The sequence below is a fragment of the Altererythrobacter sp. genome, from assembly GCF_050299635.1.
Taxonomy (GTDB): domain Bacteria; phylum Pseudomonadota; class Alphaproteobacteria; order Sphingomonadales; family Sphingomonadaceae; genus Erythrobacter.
Window position 1 is genome coordinate 44785 of record NZ_JBNKWF010000009.1, and the last position, 16503, is coordinate 61287.

Genomic DNA, 16503 nt, shown 5'->3' on the forward strand with positions numbered 1-16503 from the left:
CTCCTGATCGCCATCGCCGTGATCGCGGGCGGTGGCGGGGTTGCCTATGGGTTTGCCAATCTTGCGGTGCAGCTCTGCGCGCTCGCTGTTCTGGCGCTGAATCGGGAGGCCTTCAAAGGCTTCTGGCATGACGCACCGCGGCCCCTGGCCATAGTACTTGCCGCCACGCTTGCCTTGCCACTACTCCAACTGGTCCCGCTGCCGCCCGGCGCATGGCATTCGCTACCCGGGCGCGAATTGGCGGAGGCGGCCCGCCAGGCAGCCGCTGCGGACGGCTGGTACGCGCTCACGCTCGACCGCAACCGCACGCTTGTGGCCGCGACGGGGTTGATCGCGCCACTTGCGGTTCTCACTATCGCCTGGAACCTGCCCCGTCGCGACCTGGCCTGGCTGGGCTGGCTGATCGTCGGTCTGGGATTAGCGAACTTCCTGCTAGGCGCGGTGCAGGTTCTGTCCAGCGGACAAAGCGGGCTGCTCTATCCGGAAAACCCCATGCCCGGCGTGCTGTTCGGCAGCTTCGCCAATCGCAATTCGACGGGGATCTTCCTCGTCACTTGCCTCGCCCTGCTTGTGGCTCTGCCCCAGCCATGGCGCGGCGGGCTGGGAACAGCGTTCAAGATTGGCGCGGGCGCGGCGCTTGCAATCGGCGTGGTGCTTACGCAATCGCGCACCGCTATGGTCTTAGTGGCGCTGCCGGTCCTGCTGGCTGCGATCCGTTTGGCCTTGCGCAGGCAAGCGATGGACAAACGCGGGCTGGCGGCGATTTGTGCCGCGCTGGCATTGGTTAGCCTGGGCACGCTCTCTGTCATGAGCCTTGCAGACACGCGCCTCGATACCAGCCTTGCCCGCTTTTCGCAGAGCGACGAAGCGCGCTTTTCGCTGTGGGAGGACGCCAGCTATACCGCGCAAAAATACTGGCCGGCAGGTGCCGGGATGGGAACTTTCGACGAGGTGTTTCAGGCTGATGAATCGCTTGAAAACCTGACTGAGCGCCGAGCCGGACGCGCGCATAATGACTACCTTGAACTCGCCATCGAAGCGGGACTGCCCGGCCTCCTGCTTCTGGCCGGATGGTTGGCGTTGGTCGCCTGGTTGACCTTCGCAGCGCGCCGGTCAGAACTTCGCTGGCAGGCATGGTCTGGCTCAGCAATCCTTGCCGCGGTCGCGCTTCAATCGCTGGTCGACTATCCGCTGCGCAATCAGGCCATGCTCTGCATCGTTGCTTTTGCCTTGGCACTTCTGGGCTCAGCCCGGCGAAGCGAGGAGGCGCAGCAATCATGAAGCGGCTGGCCTGGTTCTTCGCCCTGGCCCTGATCGGCGCGATTACCGTATCGGTCCAGCTCGACCGGCAAGCGCGCAAGGCTCCGCATCTGGCGCGATTCGTGCCGCAGCCAGTGCGCGGTTTCAGCCAATACCATCTCACTGCCTCTCAACTTCGGTCAGGTAACGCTGAGGACGCGCTCAGTAGCGCCAGGGTGCTGGTGGCGCGACGGCCCATGCCGGCTGAAAATCTGCGCCTTCTTGCACAGGCGCAAGCGCTGGCCGGAAACGAGAGTGACGCCGCCACGACCATCCAGCTGGCCGCTCAACACGGCTGGCGCGATCCTCTGGCGCAGGTTGCGCGAATGCGTTTGGCGCTGGAAAACGGCGACGGAGGCGAAGCCGGACGGCGGCTGGCGGCATTGTGGGCACTTGGCGATAACCCTGAGGCACTCTCCGAACTTGCGCGCCCGGTGCTAGCCGTGCCCGAAGCGCGCACCGCGTTCGCGGCCACGCTGGCGGGTGACACCCGCTGGAAACAACGCTTTCTACGCCTTGGGCCGGAAGTGCTCCCAGGCGATCTTTTCCTCTCGACATTGGAAGATGCCCTCCGCCTGGGCGCGAAATTCGACTGCAAATCTCTATCTAAGGCATTGAATAAAAGGAGTAAAGTCGCACAAGAGAGCTGTCGGTCGGATTAGCCCTCGCCCCGCGAGGCAAAAGCCAGCCCGCGCGCGCCCATCACCACCTGTTCGCCCACCAGCTTCAACTGCATTCCGATCCGCTCGTCATGGCAATCACCCTCGGGCGAAAAGAGGTCGGGGCGCGAACGGATCGTCACCCCCATAGGCGTTGGCCAACCGCGCAAGGCATGAGTGATGGCGCGAAGCGTCGTGAGCGCACCCATTGATGCCTGCTCGCCGCCCGCAGTCGCGATCAGACCCACGGCGCGCGCATCGAGATAGGGCCGCTCGTCGGTCGCCAGATCCTCGAGATAATCGAGCGCATTCTTGACCACCCCCGAAATGGTGCCGTGATATCCGGGCGCAGCGACCATCAGGCCATCGGCCTGCCGCACCGCCTCGATCATGTCCTTGCCAGCCTCATCCGCAGGTACATGCATTCCGTAGTGTGGCAGCGAGCTGAGATACTCGCCGCCGAACACATCGACATGCGCACCTGCCCGTTCGGCGTGATCCGCAGCATAGCGCAGAGCCATCTCCGTCATGCTGTTGTGGTTCACAGTCCCGCCCAGGGCAACGATGCGGATCATTGGTTTTTCCTAGTCATCTCCATGCGCCCTACCCCAAAGTCGGCCCGCTGGGAAACCGCTGATGACGAGTTGTTGCCGCGCCGGCGCTACCGATGCGCAAATGCACCAAGCGGTCACAATTCGAGGAAGCTGTCATCCCGGGCCAGGCAGAACAGGCTGAGTCCGGCCGCCTTCGCACGTTCCGCCGCCATGCTGGTCGGCAGCGAGACGGTGACGAGGCAGGTCCCTCCAGCGCGCACCACCTTCTCGACGATTTCGTAGGAACAGCGCGCGGTGGAGATAACGAAACCCTCTGCAATTTCCTGCCCAGCATCAGCAAGCGCGCCGATCAGCTTGTCGACTGCGTTGTGCCGCCCGACATCCTCGCGAACGCAGCGCAATGTGCCGCTGCGGTCCGCAAAACCCGCTCCATGCGCGGCCCCGGTGCGACGGTTGATTTCCTGGAGGCCACGCAGGTCAGATAGCGCGGCGAAGATCGCTTCGGCCGTAGGGGGTGCGTGTTCCGGGACCCGGGGCAAGGGCTTCGCTATGGCTTCAAGATTCTCGATCCCGCACAACCCGCAGGAACTTTCCGCCACGCGGGTGCGGACCCGCTCGGTCAATTGTTCGACACCCAGCCCCGAAAGTTGCGCGCGCGCAATATAGCCCAGGTCGGTTTCGGCAATGGCGATCTGCTGCACATCGGCCACCGTGCCTGCCAGCCCCTCCGTCAGCGCAAAGCCGCGTACGAAGTCTTCCAGATCGGATGGCGTCGCCATCATCACGGCATAGGAAAGCCCGTTGAATTCGAGCGCGACGGGCACTTCCCGTACCCACTCGCACGAGAGAGGACGCGACGATCCGTCCCGCCCATGTTCGACCGGATTAGCCATAGGTCCGGCTTTCAGGCTGCCTCGGCATCCGCCTTGAGCTTCTCGACCGCCTGGCTGGCGATGGGCGAAAGGCGCGACAGATCGTCTGCGAAGATCTGCGCCTTCATGCGCGGATCCCAGAACTTAAGGATATGCGTGGCGGTATCCTCCACCGCCTTGTCATGGCCGTTGGCTTCGAAATTGGCGGCGATCTGGTTGGCCATGCGGCTCAGCTTGTCGATGTCCATTACTCGGCAGGCTCCATGTCCGAAGTCTGGATCCGGCGCGCCATGGCGGTAAGGTCCGCGTACTCCTCCTGCCATTCGCTCGGCCCGTTGGAGGGTGTTACCTGCACGGCGGTGACCTTGTATTCGGGGCAGTTGGTGGCCCAGTCCGAATTGTCGGTCGTGACCACATTGGCCTGCGTATCGGGGTGGTGGAAGGTGGTATAGACCACGCCCGGCGCGACGCGATCGGTCACCAGCACGCGCAGCGTGGTTTCGCCCGCACGGCTCGCCAAGCGCGCGAAATCGCCCGTTGCCAGCCCACGGTTTTCGGCATCGGTGGGGTGGATTTCCAGCACATCTTCCTTGTGCCAGGCGTTGTTGCCGGTGCGGCGGGTCTGTGCGCCGACATTATACTGGCTGAGGATGCGCCCTGTGGTGAGCAACAGCGGGAAACGCGGCCCGGTCCTTTCGTCGGTCGGAACATATTCGGTCACGACGAACTTGCCCTTGCCGCGCACGAATCCATCGACATGCATGATGGGCGAGCCATCGGGAGCCTTGTCATTGACCGGCCATTGCAACTGCTCGCCATTGATCACGCGTTCCCAGGTTACGCCGGCAAAAGTCGGGGTCAGCCGGGCGATCTCCTCCAATACCTGGCTAGCGTGGGTGTAGTTCCAGTTGCATCCCACGGCATTGGCCAGCATCTGAGTGACTTCCCAATCCTGATAACCATTTGCCGGCTCCATCACCTTGCGCACCGGCTGAATGCGGCGTTCGGCATTGGTGAAAGTGCCCGCCTTCTCCAGGAAGGTCGAACCCGGCAGGAAGACATGCGCGTAATTGGCCGTTTCGTTGAGAAACAGGTCATGCACGATCACGCAATCCATCGCCGCCAGCCCTGCAGCGACGTGATGCGTATCGGGATCGGATTGCAGGATATCCTCGCCCTGGATGTAGATCGCCTTGAAGCTGCCATCCACCGCGGCATCGAGCATGTTGGGAATTCGCAGGCCCGGCTCCGGGTCTAGCGCAACGCCCCAATCCTCCTCGAACAACGCGCGCGTCGCACCATCGGAAAGGTGGCGATAGCCCGATAGTTCGTGCGGGAAGCTGCCCATGTCGCAGGCGCCCTGCACATTGTTCTGGCCACGCAGCGGGTTCACGCCGACGCCGCGTCGCCCGATATTGCCGGTCACCATCGCAAGATTGGCGATCGCCATGACCGTGCTTGAACCTTGCGAATGCTCGGTCACGCCAAGGCCGTAATAGATCGCGCCATTTCCGCCGGTGGCGAACAGTCGTGCCGCTTCGCGAACGGTCTGCGCCGGAACCCTGGTCACACCTTCAAGGAACTCGGGACTGTGCTTCTCGTCGGAGACGAAACGCGCCCAATCCTGATATTCGTCCCAGTCGCAGCGCTCCCGGATGAACTCCTCATCCGCCAGCCCCTCGGTCACAATCACATGCGCAATGCTGGTCAGCACGGCGACATTGGTGCCGGGTTGAAGCGGCAGGTGATGCGCCGCCTCGATATGCGGGCTCCTCACCAGGTCGATGCGGCGCGGATCGATCACGATCATCTTGGCACCCTGGCGCAGGCGGCGCTTGATGCGGCTGCCGAAGACCGGATGGGCATCGGTCGGGTTGGCGCCGATCACGATGAAGACATCGGTCTCGTCCGCCGAATCGAAATCCTGCGTGCCTGCGCTGGTGCCGAAAGTGGTCGACAGCCCATACCCCGTCGGCGAGTGGCAAACGCGGGCGCAGGTATCGACATTGTTGGTGCCGAAACCGGCGCGGACCAGCTTCTGCACCAGGAAGGTTTCCTCATTGGTGCAGCGGCTGGAAGTGATGCCGCCCAGCGCGCGCGGGCCAAGCTCGGCCTTGATCGCGTTGATACGGTCCGCAGCGAAGTTGATGGCTTCTTCCCAGCTTACTTCGCGCCAGGGCTGGTCGATGCTTTCGCGCACCATCGGCGTGGTGATGCGGTCTTTGTGATTGGCATAGCCCCAGGCGAAGCGACCCTTGACGCAGGAGTGGCCATGATTGGCCTTGCCGTCCTTCCAGGGAACCATGCGGACGAGCTGTTCGCCCTTCATTTCTGCGCGGAAGGCGCAGCCCACACCGCAATAGGCGCAGGTGGTGACGACAGAGCGCTCCGGTTTGCCGTGCTCCTTGACGCTTTTTTCCATCAGCGCGCTGGTGGGACAGGCCTGCACACAGGCGCCGCAGCTGACGCATTCGCTGGAAAGGAAATCGTCGCTCGGCTGCCCGGCGCTGATCGCGCTGGCAAAGCCGCGCCCGTCGACCGTCAGCGCCAGCGTGCCCTGCACTTCGTCACAGGCGCGCACGCAGCGCGAACAGACAATGCATTTGTCCGGCGCGAAGAGAAAATAGGGGTTCGATAGGTCGGGCTGTGTGCCGAGATGGTTCGCGCCTTCATAACCGTAACGCACATCGCGCAGGCCCACTTCCGCCGCCGTGTCCTGCAGTTCGCAATCATTGTTCGCGCTGCAGGTGAGGCAATCGAGCGGATGGTCCGAGATGTAGAGTTCCATCACGCCGCGCCGCAGCTTCTCAAGCCGCGGGGTTTGCGTGCTGACCACCATGCCTTGTTCGGCCGGCGTGGTGCAGCTGGCGGGAGTACCGCGCCGCCCTTCGATCTCGACCAGGCACATGCGGCACGATCCAAAGGCCTTCACATTGTCGGTGGCGCAAAGACTGGGAATATCCCCGCCGCTTTCGCGCGCGGCCCGCATCACGCTGGTCCCTTCGGGCACGCTCACTTCGCGTCCGTCAATCGTCAGCGTCACCTGCTTTTCGGAACCGCTCTGCGGCGTTCCGAAATCCTTCTGGCGCTCATAGGTCATCGGCTGTCTCCAACGCCCTTATACCAAAATCTTCGGGCCAATGCTTCAACGCACTCATAACGGGGTAGGGCGTGAAGCCGCCCAGCGCGCAGAGCGATCCGTCGCGCATGACTTCGCAAAGATCTTCAAGCAGTTGCACCTGCTCTTCCTTGCTGCGTGAACTCTTGCGCGTGTTGTGCATCTGCGGGGCGAGTTCAAGCCGGTCGGGCTCGCGGCCTCCGGCACGGATACGGTCGATGATTTCCGTTCCGCGCACAGCGCCAAGGCGGCAAGGGGTGCATTTGCCGCAGCTTTCCGCCGCGCAGAACTGGAAAGCAAAGCGCGCCATCGCCCCCATGTCTGCCGTTTCGTCGAACACCACCACGCCGCCATGACCGATCAGCCCGTCAGCCGCGGCATAGGCCTCGTAATCAAAGGGCAGGTCGAACTGGTCCGGGTGGATATAGGCGCCCAACGGCCCGCCGACCTGCACCGCCTTGACCGGGCGACCCGATGCCGTCCCGCCGCCGATTTCGTTGACGAGCTCGCCCAGGGAAACACCGAAGGCCGTCTCATACAGCCCGCCATGCCTGATATTGCCGGCAAGCTGGATCGGCATGGTTCCCTTGGACCGCTCGATGCCGAGGCTCTCGTAGAGCGCCGCACCGCCTTCAGACAGGATATGCGGCACCGCTGCCAGCGTCAGCACATTGTTGACCACGGTGGGCTGGCCGAACAGGCCTTCGATTGCAGGTAGCGGCGGCTTGGCGCGCACTTCGCCGCGCTTGCCCTCAAGACTGTTGAGCAGCGACGTTTCCTCGCCGCAGACATAGGCCCCCGCACCCACGCGCACTTCGATTTCGAACGGCGCAATGAGCGAGGCCGAAAGCGAGATGGCCGCATTCATCTTGGTAATCGCGTCCGGGTATTCGCTACGCAGGTAGATGTAGCCGTGGCTCGCCCCGACAGCTTCAGCAGCGATCGCCATGCCTTCGATCAGGGCATAGGGATCGCCTTCCATCAACATCCGGTCGGCAAAGGTTCCACTGTCGCCTTCATCGGCATTGCAGACGATGAATTTGGGCTCGCCGCTCGCCCTTGCGACCGTCTGCCATTTGATGCCTGCCGGGAAACCCGCTCCACCGCGCCCGCGCAGGCCGGATTGCGTCACTTCCTCGAGGATACGTTCCGAGCCGATTTGCCGCGCACGCTTGAGCCCGGCCCAGCCGCCGCTTGCCTCGTAGTCCTCGAGGCTCAATGGGCGGGTCTTGCCCGCGCGAGCGAATGTCAGCCGTTGCTGCCGCGCAATAAAGGGATGCGCCGCAACAGGGCCGATGCAGATATCGTCCGCCCCGCCATCAAGCACCTCAGCAACGCGATCCGGCGTGACCGGACCCCAGCCGATGCCATTGATCTCTACCAGCGGTTCGAGCCAGTGCATGCCCCAGCTCGAAACACGCTCGACATCGGCCCCCGCCTTGGCAAAGGCATCCGCCAGTGCGTCTGCGCCGCAAGCCTTTGCCAGGCTGTCATCAGAGATACGGACCCCAAGAGAAACTGGCGTGCTCATGCTTCCTCGATCAGTTTGCGCAAGGATACGCTGTCGAGCCGGGCATGCATTCGCTCGCCCACGCGCGCCGCAGGGCCTGCGCTGCACAGCCCAAGGCAATAGACGGTCTTCAATCGGACGCGATCGCCTGCCGCATTCTGTGCGTCGCCCATGAGCGCTTCCACGCCGCGTGCCTGGCATGCCTCCGCACGGCAGATCTGCACTTCCGGACGATCGTCAGGAGCGTGATTGAAATCGTGATAGAAGCTGACGACGCCATGCACTTCAGCCCGCGTAAGGTTCAGCGCCCTGGCTATCGCCCGTTCCGCCGCTTCATCCACACAGCCGAATTCCGCCTGAACTTCATGCAGGATCGGAAGCAGAGGCCCACGCTGCGCACGATGCCCGGCGCAAATCTCCTCGATCCTCTTGTCACTCTCAACCACAGACATATCCTACCATCCCATAGCCGCAGCCGATAGCAGATTGTTTGCGTTGCATACAATCTCTTCCCGCGGAGCGGCGGTTAGGCAAGCCCAACAATCTCGCCCGAATCGTCAAGACCGATTTCGTAGGCGGCCGGCTTCCTGGGAAGACCCGGCATCACCATGATATCACCGCAGATGGCAACGACGAAACCTGCCCCGGCCGAGAGACGCACTTCGCGAACTTCCACCGTATGGCCGCTGGGCGCGCCCTGCTTGGATGCGTCGGTCGAGAAGCTGTACTGCGTCTTGGCGATGCAGATCGGCAGATTGCCATAGCCGAAGTCTTCAAACTCCTTGAGAGTGCGGGCGACCGAACCGGCGAGCACGACATCTTCCGCCCGGTAGATCTCTTTTGCAATCGTGCGGATCTTGTCTGCGAGCGGCGCTTCGCAAGGATAGAGCAGTTCGACCTTTGCCGAATTGGCATCGAGCACATCCTTGACCGCATTGGCCAGGTCGCGCGCGCCCTCGCCGCCTTCGGCCCAGTGCCTGGAAAGCGCGCATTTCACGCCATTCTCGGCGCAGATGCGCTTCAACGCCTCGATCTCCTCATCGGTATCCTTGATGAAATGATTGATCGCGACCACCGGCGTGATGCCGAACTTCTTGAGGTTCTCGATATGGCGAACGATGTTGACCGAGCCGCGTTCGAGCGCTGCGACATCGGGCTCGCCCAGATCGCCCTTTGCAACCCCGCCCTGCATTTTGAGCGCGCGGACCGTCGCCACCAGCACCACCGCATCGGGCCTGAGGCCTGACTGGCGGCACTTGATGTCGAGGAACTTCTCGGCCCCCAGATCCGCTCCGAAGCCAGCCTCTGTCACGACGACATCCGCCAGTTTGAGAGCGCTCTTGGTCGCCATCACCGAATTGCAGCCATGCGCAATATTGGCGAACGGCCCGCCATGTATGAATGCCGGGTTATGTTCGATCGTCTGCACCAGGTTCGGAGCGAGCGCATCCTTGAGCAGGACCGCCATTGCGCCATCGGCGCCAATGTCGCGCGCAGTGACCGGTTTCTTCTCATAGGTCCGGGCCACGATGATGTCGCCCAGCCGGCGCTGCAGATCCTTGAGGTCCGCAGCGAGGCACAGGATCGCCATGATTTCCGAAGCGACCGTAATGTCGAACCCGCTCTCGCGCGGGACACCATGCGCCGGGCCGCCCAGCCCGATCACGAGGTTGCGCAACGCGCGATCGTTCATGTCGACCACGCGCCGCCAACTGATGCGACGCGGATCGATGTTCAGGTCGTTGCCCCATTGCAGGTGGTTGTCGATCAGCGCTGCCAGCAGGCTATGCGCAGAAGTGATGGCGTGGAAATCACCGTTGAAGTGAAGGTTGATGTCTTCCATTGGCACGACCTGCGCACGGCCACCGCCGGCCGCGCCGCCCTTCATCCCGAAGCACGGCCCCAGCGAAGGTTCACGCAGGCAGACCATGGCATTGACGCCAATGACATTGAGGCCATCGGTCAGGCCGACGCTGGTAGTGGTCTTGCCTTCGCCCGCTGGGGTGGGCGTAATCGCCGTGACCAACACCAGCTTGCCATCAGGCCGATCCTGCATTGCGGCAATCTGCTCGAGACTCAGCTTGGCCTTGTGATGGCCGAAAGGAACCAGCGTCTCGGGCTTGAGACCGAGGCGCCGTTCAGCCAGCGCGAGGATCGGCTCCATCGTCGCGGCGCGTGCAATTTCGATATCGGGTGCGCCGGGCGGCGGCAGGTTGTCTTGTGGCATAGGAAACTGGCGTTGCCCCTCCCTTAAAGTGTCGGATCCACCAACACGGCTGAACTCTCGGCCCGCAGGTCGATTGGCTGCCTGCGCTGTCTGACAAAAAAATATGGGGGGACAAGGCGCGAAATGGACGGACGGCCCAATCTAATCCACACTATGACTCACAGTGATGCTACGGCAGCAGCAGGAGCCTGCCCAATTCGCTCATTCTTCGCCAGTGACGATCATGTCCTTGAGCCAGGGCAAGCTCGCATAAATTGTCGGGAATACGTCCTCTTCAAGTATCGCCCTGCACTCCTCTGCTATCGCTCTGGTCGCTCCGCCTAGCATACCTTCGCGCGCGACCAGCGCCATGCGGCGATTGAAGCTGCCGCGACCGATCGGCTTCACGATCAGTTGCTCGAGTATGCCGGGAGTCTGGAACAGGCAAAGCGGAGTGGTTATGCCCCAGCCTTCGCCGTAGGCCACCGCCTGCGAGTGCGCAGTGACCGAATCGAATTCGATCTCTTCGGGAAATTTGAGCTGCAGCCGGCCAAGCTGCGCTTCCGTCTTCCTGCCGACGGATGAACGCAATGAAAAGCGAATGAGTTTGCTCGCCATCAGGTGCGGACCAAGCTCGGTCTCAAGCGGAAAATCTTTTGGAAAGATAAGCACATAGGGCTCAGTCACGATCATGTATCGCTCGACGCCGATCATGCTTGAGACATGGCTCTCCTCTGTGATCATGATGTCGGACGCATGCGAGTTGAAACGCGAGAGCTGGTCGGGGAACAGTCCGTTCGCGATCCGCCACGTCTTCGCCATGCCCGATGCGCGATGGTAGAGCGGCGGGCCGAGCACATTGGCGAGGCTTTCCGGCATGCTGATCGACAGATGTGCCAGTTGCGCCTGCTCGATCTCGGCGGCTTCCAGATACGCCTGCTGCACGTCGGCCAGGATTTTCTTGCCCTTGGTAAGCAGGGCCTGACCCGCGCCGGTGAGGACGATCGGACGCACGGTTCGGTCGAACAATTGCCGACCGACCGCTTCCTCAAGCGCAGCGATGGTCTGGGATACCCCAGATTGCGTCATGCCCAGCACTTCGGCACCGCGAGTCATCCCACCCTGCTCGGCCGTTGTCACAAAGACCTGCAGCGTCCGGAATTCGAAGCTTCCCAGCAGCTTCCCGTGCTTCGTCCGCCGCTCATTCCGTTCCAATTCTGCGCCTCCAGTCAACCGATGCCAACTAGTTCGCCAGACGGGGCCGCCTGAACCCTCCGCGAGCGATACATACTATCAGTTTTCGTTATCTTGCACCAATAGGAGCTATACGAGCTTTCACGCAAGTTGGTTTCTTGCTTATCGTGTCAACGGTCGTCTTGACGGAAATGATTACGAGCTGCGGTTGACGGGTAGGGACTCGCTCTGCAGGCTTAAGAGGCGAGCGGGCGATCTAACGCCCCGCATAATGGCGCGCAACTTCTGCTATGTTTGGCACGCGCCTGGACCGAAAAAGACCAATTAGGGAGGTCAAATCAGATGAGAAAGTTGCTAACGGGTGCATCAACCCTCGCATTCGCAACCTGTTTTACGACTGTGGCGCAAGCACAGGTGAGCGAGATCGTCGTGACTGCCACGAAGCGGTCGGAAAACGCCCAGGATATTCCGGTTGCAGTGCAGGCGATCGGCGCTGAAGAGCTCGACAACCTCAATATCGACGAGTTTACCGATTACCTCGTTCAGATGCCGAACGTGACATCGGGCGGCGCAGGCCCAGGCCAGTCGACGATCTATATCCGCGGTGTCGCTTCAACCACGCCGAACCTGACGACGGCTGGCGTTGCCGGCCTCGCTCCCAACGTGGCGCTCTATCTTGATGAGCAGCCGCTATCACAGCCGGGCCGCAACCTGGACGTCTACGCAATCGACCTCGAGCGTATCGAAGTCCTGCCTGGCCCACAGGGTACGCTTTTCGGGGCAAGTTCGCAGGCCGGTACCGTCAGGCTCATTACCAACAAGCCGCGGCTGGGCGAAACCTCAGGCTTTGCCAACGGCGGCGTGTCCCTCACCAAGGGTGGCGAGCCCAGCTACAAGATCGAAGGCGGGATCAACCTTCCGCTTGGCGATATCGCTGCTTTGCGCGTCGTGGGCTATTATGACGAACGTGGCGGCTATATCGACAATGTCGCGGGGTCACAGACGCTGAGCGACTCGGCTCGCTTCCGCCCGGCCACGGCCGTGCGCGAAAACGGCACCGTAGTCGGCGCGAACCGCGCCGGTTTCCAGTCGGCGCAGGACCTGTCCGGAGTGAACTTCCTGGCCGCGACCAATGATTCGCTGGTCGAGAAGAACTTCAACGACACGAGCTACAAGGGCTTCCGCGCGGCATTGCGCGTTGAACCGACTCCCGATTGGACCGTAACCGTCGGCTACGCCAAGCAGTGGATCGATTCTGAAGGCGTCTTCTTCGAGGACCCCGACCTCGGCGAATACAAGGTCCAGCGCTACGAGCGTGATTCGATCGACGACGATTTTGACAACATCAACTGGACTGTCGAAGGCCGCCTGGGCGCGCTCGAAGTGCTCTACACCGGTGCCTACACCAAGCGTGAGACGGCGCAGCGGATCGACTACACGGACTATCTCTTCATCGGTCAGTATCTGCCTTACTATCTGTGCGATTCGACGGTGAGCTATCCGGTTTACAACGCCTCCTACGGCGGCGTGGCCGGCGTTCCATTCGGCACCTGCCAGGCGCCGAACCTCCACGTCGACTCGGTGACGGACACAAAGGTGCTGACGCAAGAACTGCGCTTCAACACACCGGCTGATGCCCGATTCCGCGTTACTGCAGGCGGGTTCTACTCCGACCTGCAGCTCGATGAGCGCAACAATTTCAACTATCCGGGCAACGTCAATGCAATCGTGTTCGGATCGCCGGGATTTTCGGAGAATTTCCCGTTCATGACGGGCTACACATCCGATCCCGGCCCGTTCGAAGCGCAAACGATCTTCCGGAACGACGTGCGCCGGACGGACAAGCAATGGGGTCTGTTCGGCGAAGCGAGTTTCGACATCGTACCTGACCTGCTCGAACTCAAGGTCGGAACGCGATATTACAATGTGGAAGTCGATATCGAAGGCAGCGCGAACTCCTCGTTCTGCAACAGCTTCCAGCCTGACGCCAATGCCTTCGGCACCGACATTTCGGACCAGTACAATGGCGACGGGCAGTACACGTTCCACAACACCTGCAACACGGCGCGCCACATCACCTACACCGAAGGCCAGTCGATTGCCGACATCCAGGCTATCGACCCGGCCCTGAGCCTGTCGCAGGCAACGGCGATCTTCAACGCCCTCTCGGCACCGGACAAGGCGAAGACGAATGGCTTCATCTTCAAGGGCAGCCTCAGCTTCACGCCCAGCGATGACCTGCTGTTTTACCTGACCTATTCGGAAGGTTTCCGTCCCGGCCTGCTCAACCGTCCGGGTGGTCGCGTGAATGCGGCCGGTACGTTCACCGTACCATTTGAAGTCGATACCGACGAGGTAACCAACTACGAGCTTGGGTGGAAAACCAACTTCGCCAATGGTGACGTGCAGTTCAACGGCAACCTGTTCTACGTCGACATCAAACGGCTGCAGACGACCGTGTTCGATCCCACCATCACCAACCTGTTCTTCTCGGCAAACGCCGCAGATGCTCGGGTCATGGGCATGGAAGGTGACATAATCTGGGCTCCTGCTTCGATCCCGGGTCTGACCGTAACGAGCGGCTTCTCGATCCTCGACACGAAGATCACCAAGGTCCTGATTCCGACTGGAGACGTTACCAAGGGTTCGGAACTGGCATTCGCTCCGAATTTCCAGGGCAACATCCGGGCGCGTTACGAATGGGACCTGTCAGACACGATGACGGGTCACATTATGCCCCAGCTGGCCTACGCGGGTTCCTCGCGCAGTGACATTCTGGACAACAGCGCCGTGAAACTCGACAGCTGGACCCAGGTTTCACTGAGTGCAGGCGTCTCGACCGGCACCTGGAACGCCGAACTCTACGTCAACAACCTGTTCGACAGCCACGCCATCCTGTCGGCCACCGGCGTGTTCGACGTAATCAGGCAAACGCCGGCGCGCCCACGCACGATCGGCCTCCGCTTCGGCTACAATTTCTAAGGCCGGGATGGAGCGGTTTTGCCATCCTTGCTACCGATGATATGAAGATCGCGCCCCGGGACATCCGGGGCGCTTTCTTTGCCAACATGCCGGACACAGAAATCCAGGAACCAGATACCGAGACCCGCCTCAAGGAGGCACAGAAGCTTGTTCAGGCGGGGCAGCTCGATGCAGCACGCGCAGCGGTCGAAGAGATCCTGGCCGGCGAGCCACGATCGCGCGACGCTCTCTATCTCAAGGCCGTGGTCCTGCGTTTTCAGGGCAAGCAAGAGGACGCCCTCGAAGCCCTGGACGCGATCAAGGCCGTTGCACCCGAATTCGGGCGCGCCCATCAGGAAGAAGGGCACATCCATTATCGCGCAGGCCGTATCGATCAGGCGCTGAACGCCTATCGCCGCGCCTGCCATTTCAACCCTTCGCTCACCGCCAGCTGGGACCGCCAGGCCGAGCTGTTTCAGCGCGTCGGCAATCAGGCGGAAGCGCGCAAATGTGCGGAGCAGGTGCGATGGCTCAAGCAATTGCCGCCGCCTGTGCTGGCGGCCATGAACCACATCCATGAAGGGCGGCTGATCAAGGCCGAGGAAATGTGCCGTGCCTTCCTGCAGCACAATCCGAAGCACGTAGATGCCATGCGGATGCTGGCCGACATCGGGGCCCGGCTCAACGTCATGGAAGACGCCGCCTTCCTGTTGGAAAGCGCCGTCGCCTTCGAGCCTGAGCATGTCTCGGCGCGGCTCGAATATATCCAGATCCTGCGCAAGCAGCAGCGCTATGAAGCCGCGCTAGAGCAGGCTCAAACCCTTTACGAACGCAATCCCGAAGACCCGGTCTTCCAGTCCAACCTCGCGATCGAGAGCATGCACAACAACCGCTTCGAACGCGCGTTCGAACTGTTCGACAAGGTGCTCGAAAAACAGCCGGGCGACCCCACCACGCTGACATCGCGCGGACATGCACTGAAGACCTTTGGCAAGCATGATGATGCGGTAGAGAGCTATCGCCGCGCCTATCGTTCCATGCCGGAGCACGGCGATGCCTGGTTCGGCTTGGCCAACCTCAAGACCTATCGCTTCACGGATGATGAAGTCGCGCTGATGAAGCGCGAAGAGGCATCGGACCGGCTGAGTTACAATTCCCGCGCGCAGGTCTGTTTCTCGCTCGGCAAGGCCTTCGAGGACCGCAAGGAATATGAAGAGGCGTTTGAGTATTATCGCCGCGGCAACGAGCTAAAGCGCGTCCAGTCCCGCTATGATGCGGACCAGATGACCGAGGAGTTCGCCGCTCAGCGGGAAATCTGCAACGCCGAGCTGGTCGAGAAGCAGGGCGGCAAGGGTTTTGAGGCACCGGACCCGATCTTTATCGTCGGGTTGCCGCGTGCCGGATCAACCCTGCTTGAACAGATCATCGCCAGCCACAGCCAGGTTGACGGGACGCTCGAACTGCCGAACATCCTTTCGCTCGCACACCGGCTGCGCCGACGCAAACAGGTCACTGACGAATCCCAATATCCGCAGATATTGCATGAACTGACAGCAGAACAGCTCCGCGAGTTCGGCGAGAAGTTCATCGAAGACACGCGCATTCACCGCGCGGGTGCACCATTCTTCATCGACAAGATGCCGAACAATTTCCGGCATATCGCGCTGATCAAGCTGATCCTTCCGAATGCGAAGATCATCGATGCCCGGCGCGAACCGATGGCCTGTTGTTTCTCCGGCTTCAAGCAGCTCTTCGCGGAAGGCCAGGAGTTCACTTACGGGCTCGAGCAGGTGGGGCGCTATTATCACGACTATGTCCACCTGATGCGGCACTGGCACGAAGTGCTACCGGGCCAAATCCTGCACGTGCAATATGAGGACGTGGTCTCTGACACCGAGGCGCAGGTGCGCCGGATTCTCGACTTCCTGGGCCTGCCCTTCGAGGAATCCTGCATCGAGTTCCACAAGACCGAGCGAGTCGTGCGCACCGCCAGTTCCGAACAGGTGCGCCAGCCGATCAACACCAGGGGCCTGGAAGCGTGGAAGCCGTTCGAGCCATGGCTTGATCCGCTCAAACTGGCGCTGGGCGATGTTCGGGAAGACTACAAGAGATAGAGAAGACACTTGGGGA

General features: G+C 61.6%; 12 protein-coding genes. 4 read left to right on the forward strand and 8 right to left on the reverse strand.

Annotated elements, in window-relative coordinates; translation table 11 throughout:
- Window positions 1–18: 18 nt before the first annotated feature.
- Together ACQY6C_RS06670 and ACQY6C_RS06675 are read left to right on the forward strand one after the other, a co-directional pair.
- A complete protein-coding gene (locus tag ACQY6C_RS06670) occupies window positions 19–1281 on the forward strand; it encodes an O-antigen ligase family protein (protein ID WP_427966508.1) in 1263 nt (420 codons plus the stop codon).
- Window positions 1278–1961: a hypothetical protein gene (locus ACQY6C_RS06675; RefSeq protein ID WP_427966511.1), complete on the forward strand. Its 684-nt coding sequence runs from the start codon at window positions 1278–1280 to the stop codon at window positions 1959–1961. Before ACQY6C_RS06670 ends, ACQY6C_RS06675 begins: the two co-directional genes overlap by 4 nt.
- On the opposite strand, the gene ACQY6C_RS06680 is transcribed toward ACQY6C_RS06675, so the two are convergent.
- The 8 genes from ACQY6C_RS06680 to ACQY6C_RS06715 all read right to left on the reverse strand — a co-directional run bounded on the left by ACQY6C_RS06680 (window position 1958) and on the right by ACQY6C_RS06715 (window position 11433).
- Window positions 1958–2533, reverse strand: a complete 576-nt coding sequence (locus tag ACQY6C_RS06680; protein WP_427966514.1) for an NADPH-dependent FMN reductase — start codon at window positions 2531–2533, stop codon at window positions 1958–1960. The genes ACQY6C_RS06675 and ACQY6C_RS06680 overlap by 4 nt on opposite strands.
- Window positions 2534–2646: 113 nt before the next feature.
- A complete protein-coding gene (gene fdhD / locus ACQY6C_RS06685) occupies window positions 2647–3336 on the reverse strand; it encodes a formate dehydrogenase accessory sulfurtransferase FdhD (RefSeq protein ID WP_427966517.1) in 690 nt (229 codons plus the stop codon).
- 80 nt (window positions 3337–3416) lie between these two features.
- A complete protein-coding gene (locus ACQY6C_RS06690; protein ID WP_427966520.1) occupies window positions 3417–3632 on the reverse strand; it encodes a formate dehydrogenase subunit delta in 216 nt (71 codons plus the stop codon).
- Window positions 3632–6484, reverse strand: a complete 2853-nt coding sequence (fdhF, locus tag ACQY6C_RS06695) for a formate dehydrogenase subunit alpha (RefSeq protein WP_427966522.1) — start codon at window positions 6482–6484, stop codon at window positions 3632–3634. The genes ACQY6C_RS06690 and fdhF overlap by 1 nt, the downstream gene beginning before the upstream one ends.
- Window positions 6474–8033: an NADH-ubiquinone oxidoreductase-F iron-sulfur binding region domain-containing protein gene (locus ACQY6C_RS06700; protein WP_427966525.1), complete on the reverse strand. Its 1560-nt coding sequence runs from the start codon at window positions 8031–8033 to the stop codon at window positions 6474–6476. The genes fdhF and ACQY6C_RS06700 overlap by 11 nt, the downstream gene beginning before the upstream one ends.
- Window positions 8030–8464: an NAD(P)H-dependent oxidoreductase subunit E gene (locus tag ACQY6C_RS06705; protein WP_427966527.1), complete on the reverse strand. Its 435-nt coding sequence runs from the start codon at window positions 8462–8464 to the stop codon at window positions 8030–8032. Before ACQY6C_RS06705 ends, ACQY6C_RS06700 begins: the two co-directional genes overlap by 4 nt.
- 74 nt (window positions 8465–8538) lie before the next feature.
- The gene (locus tag ACQY6C_RS06710) at window positions 8539–10239 is read right to left on the reverse strand and encodes a formate--tetrahydrofolate ligase (RefSeq protein ID WP_427966530.1); all 1701 of its coding nucleotides are present in this window, start codon (window positions 10237–10239) and stop codon (window positions 8539–8541) included.
- 201 nt (window positions 10240–10440) lie between these two features.
- Entirely contained in the window at window positions 10441–11433 is a 993-nt protein-coding gene (locus tag ACQY6C_RS06715; protein ID WP_427966533.1) for a LysR family transcriptional regulator, read from the reverse strand.
- Window positions 11434–11754: 321 nt separating this feature from the next.
- Between ACQY6C_RS06715 and ACQY6C_RS06720 the strand changes: the two genes are divergently transcribed.
- Both ACQY6C_RS06720 and ACQY6C_RS06725 read left to right on the forward strand, forming a co-directional pair.
- Window positions 11755–14394 (forward strand): TonB-dependent receptor, encoded by a 2640-nt coding sequence (locus tag ACQY6C_RS06720; RefSeq protein WP_427966536.1) that lies wholly within the window; start codon window positions 11755–11757, stop codon window positions 14392–14394.
- A gap of 41 nt (window positions 14395–14435) precedes the next feature.
- Entirely contained in the window at window positions 14436–16487 is a 2052-nt protein-coding gene (locus ACQY6C_RS06725; protein WP_427966539.1) for a tetratricopeptide repeat-containing sulfotransferase family protein, read from the forward strand.
- The last annotated feature ends 16 nt before the right edge of the window (window positions 16488–16503 follow it).

Bases quoted from the DNA above. Each gene is read 5' to 3' on its own strand.
- ACQY6C_RS06675 (WP_427966511.1), top strand. From the start codon at position 1,278: ATGAAGCGGCTGGCCTGGTTCTTCGCCCTGGCCCTGATCGGCGCGATT.
- ACQY6C_RS06680 (WP_427966514.1), bottom strand. From the start codon at position 2,533: ATGATCCGCATCGTTGCCCTGGGCGGGACTGTGAACCACAACAGCATG.
- ACQY6C_RS06690 (WP_427966520.1), bottom strand. From the start codon at position 3,632: ATGGACATCGACAAGCTGAGCCGCATGGCCAACCAGATCGCCGCCAAT.
- fdhF (WP_427966522.1), bottom strand. From the start codon at position 6,484: ATGACCTATGAGCGCCAGAAGGATTTCGGAACGCCGCAGAGCGGTTCC.
- ACQY6C_RS06700 (WP_427966525.1), bottom strand. From the start codon at position 8,033: ATGAGCACGCCAGTTTCTCTTGGGGTCCGTATCTCTGATGACAGCCTG.
- ACQY6C_RS06705 (WP_427966527.1), bottom strand. From the start codon at position 8,464: ATGTCTGTGGTTGAGAGTGACAAGAGGATCGAGGAGATTTGCGCCGGG.
- ACQY6C_RS06710 (WP_427966530.1), bottom strand. From the start codon at position 10,239: ATGCCACAAGACAACCTGCCGCCGCCCGGCGCACCCGATATCGAAATT.
- ACQY6C_RS06720 (WP_427966536.1), top strand. From the start codon at position 11,755: ATGAGAAAGTTGCTAACGGGTGCATCAACCCTCGCATTCGCAACCTGT.
- ACQY6C_RS06725 (WP_427966539.1), top strand. From the start codon at position 14,436: ATGAAGATCGCGCCCCGGGACATCCGGGGCGCTTTCTTTGCCAACATG.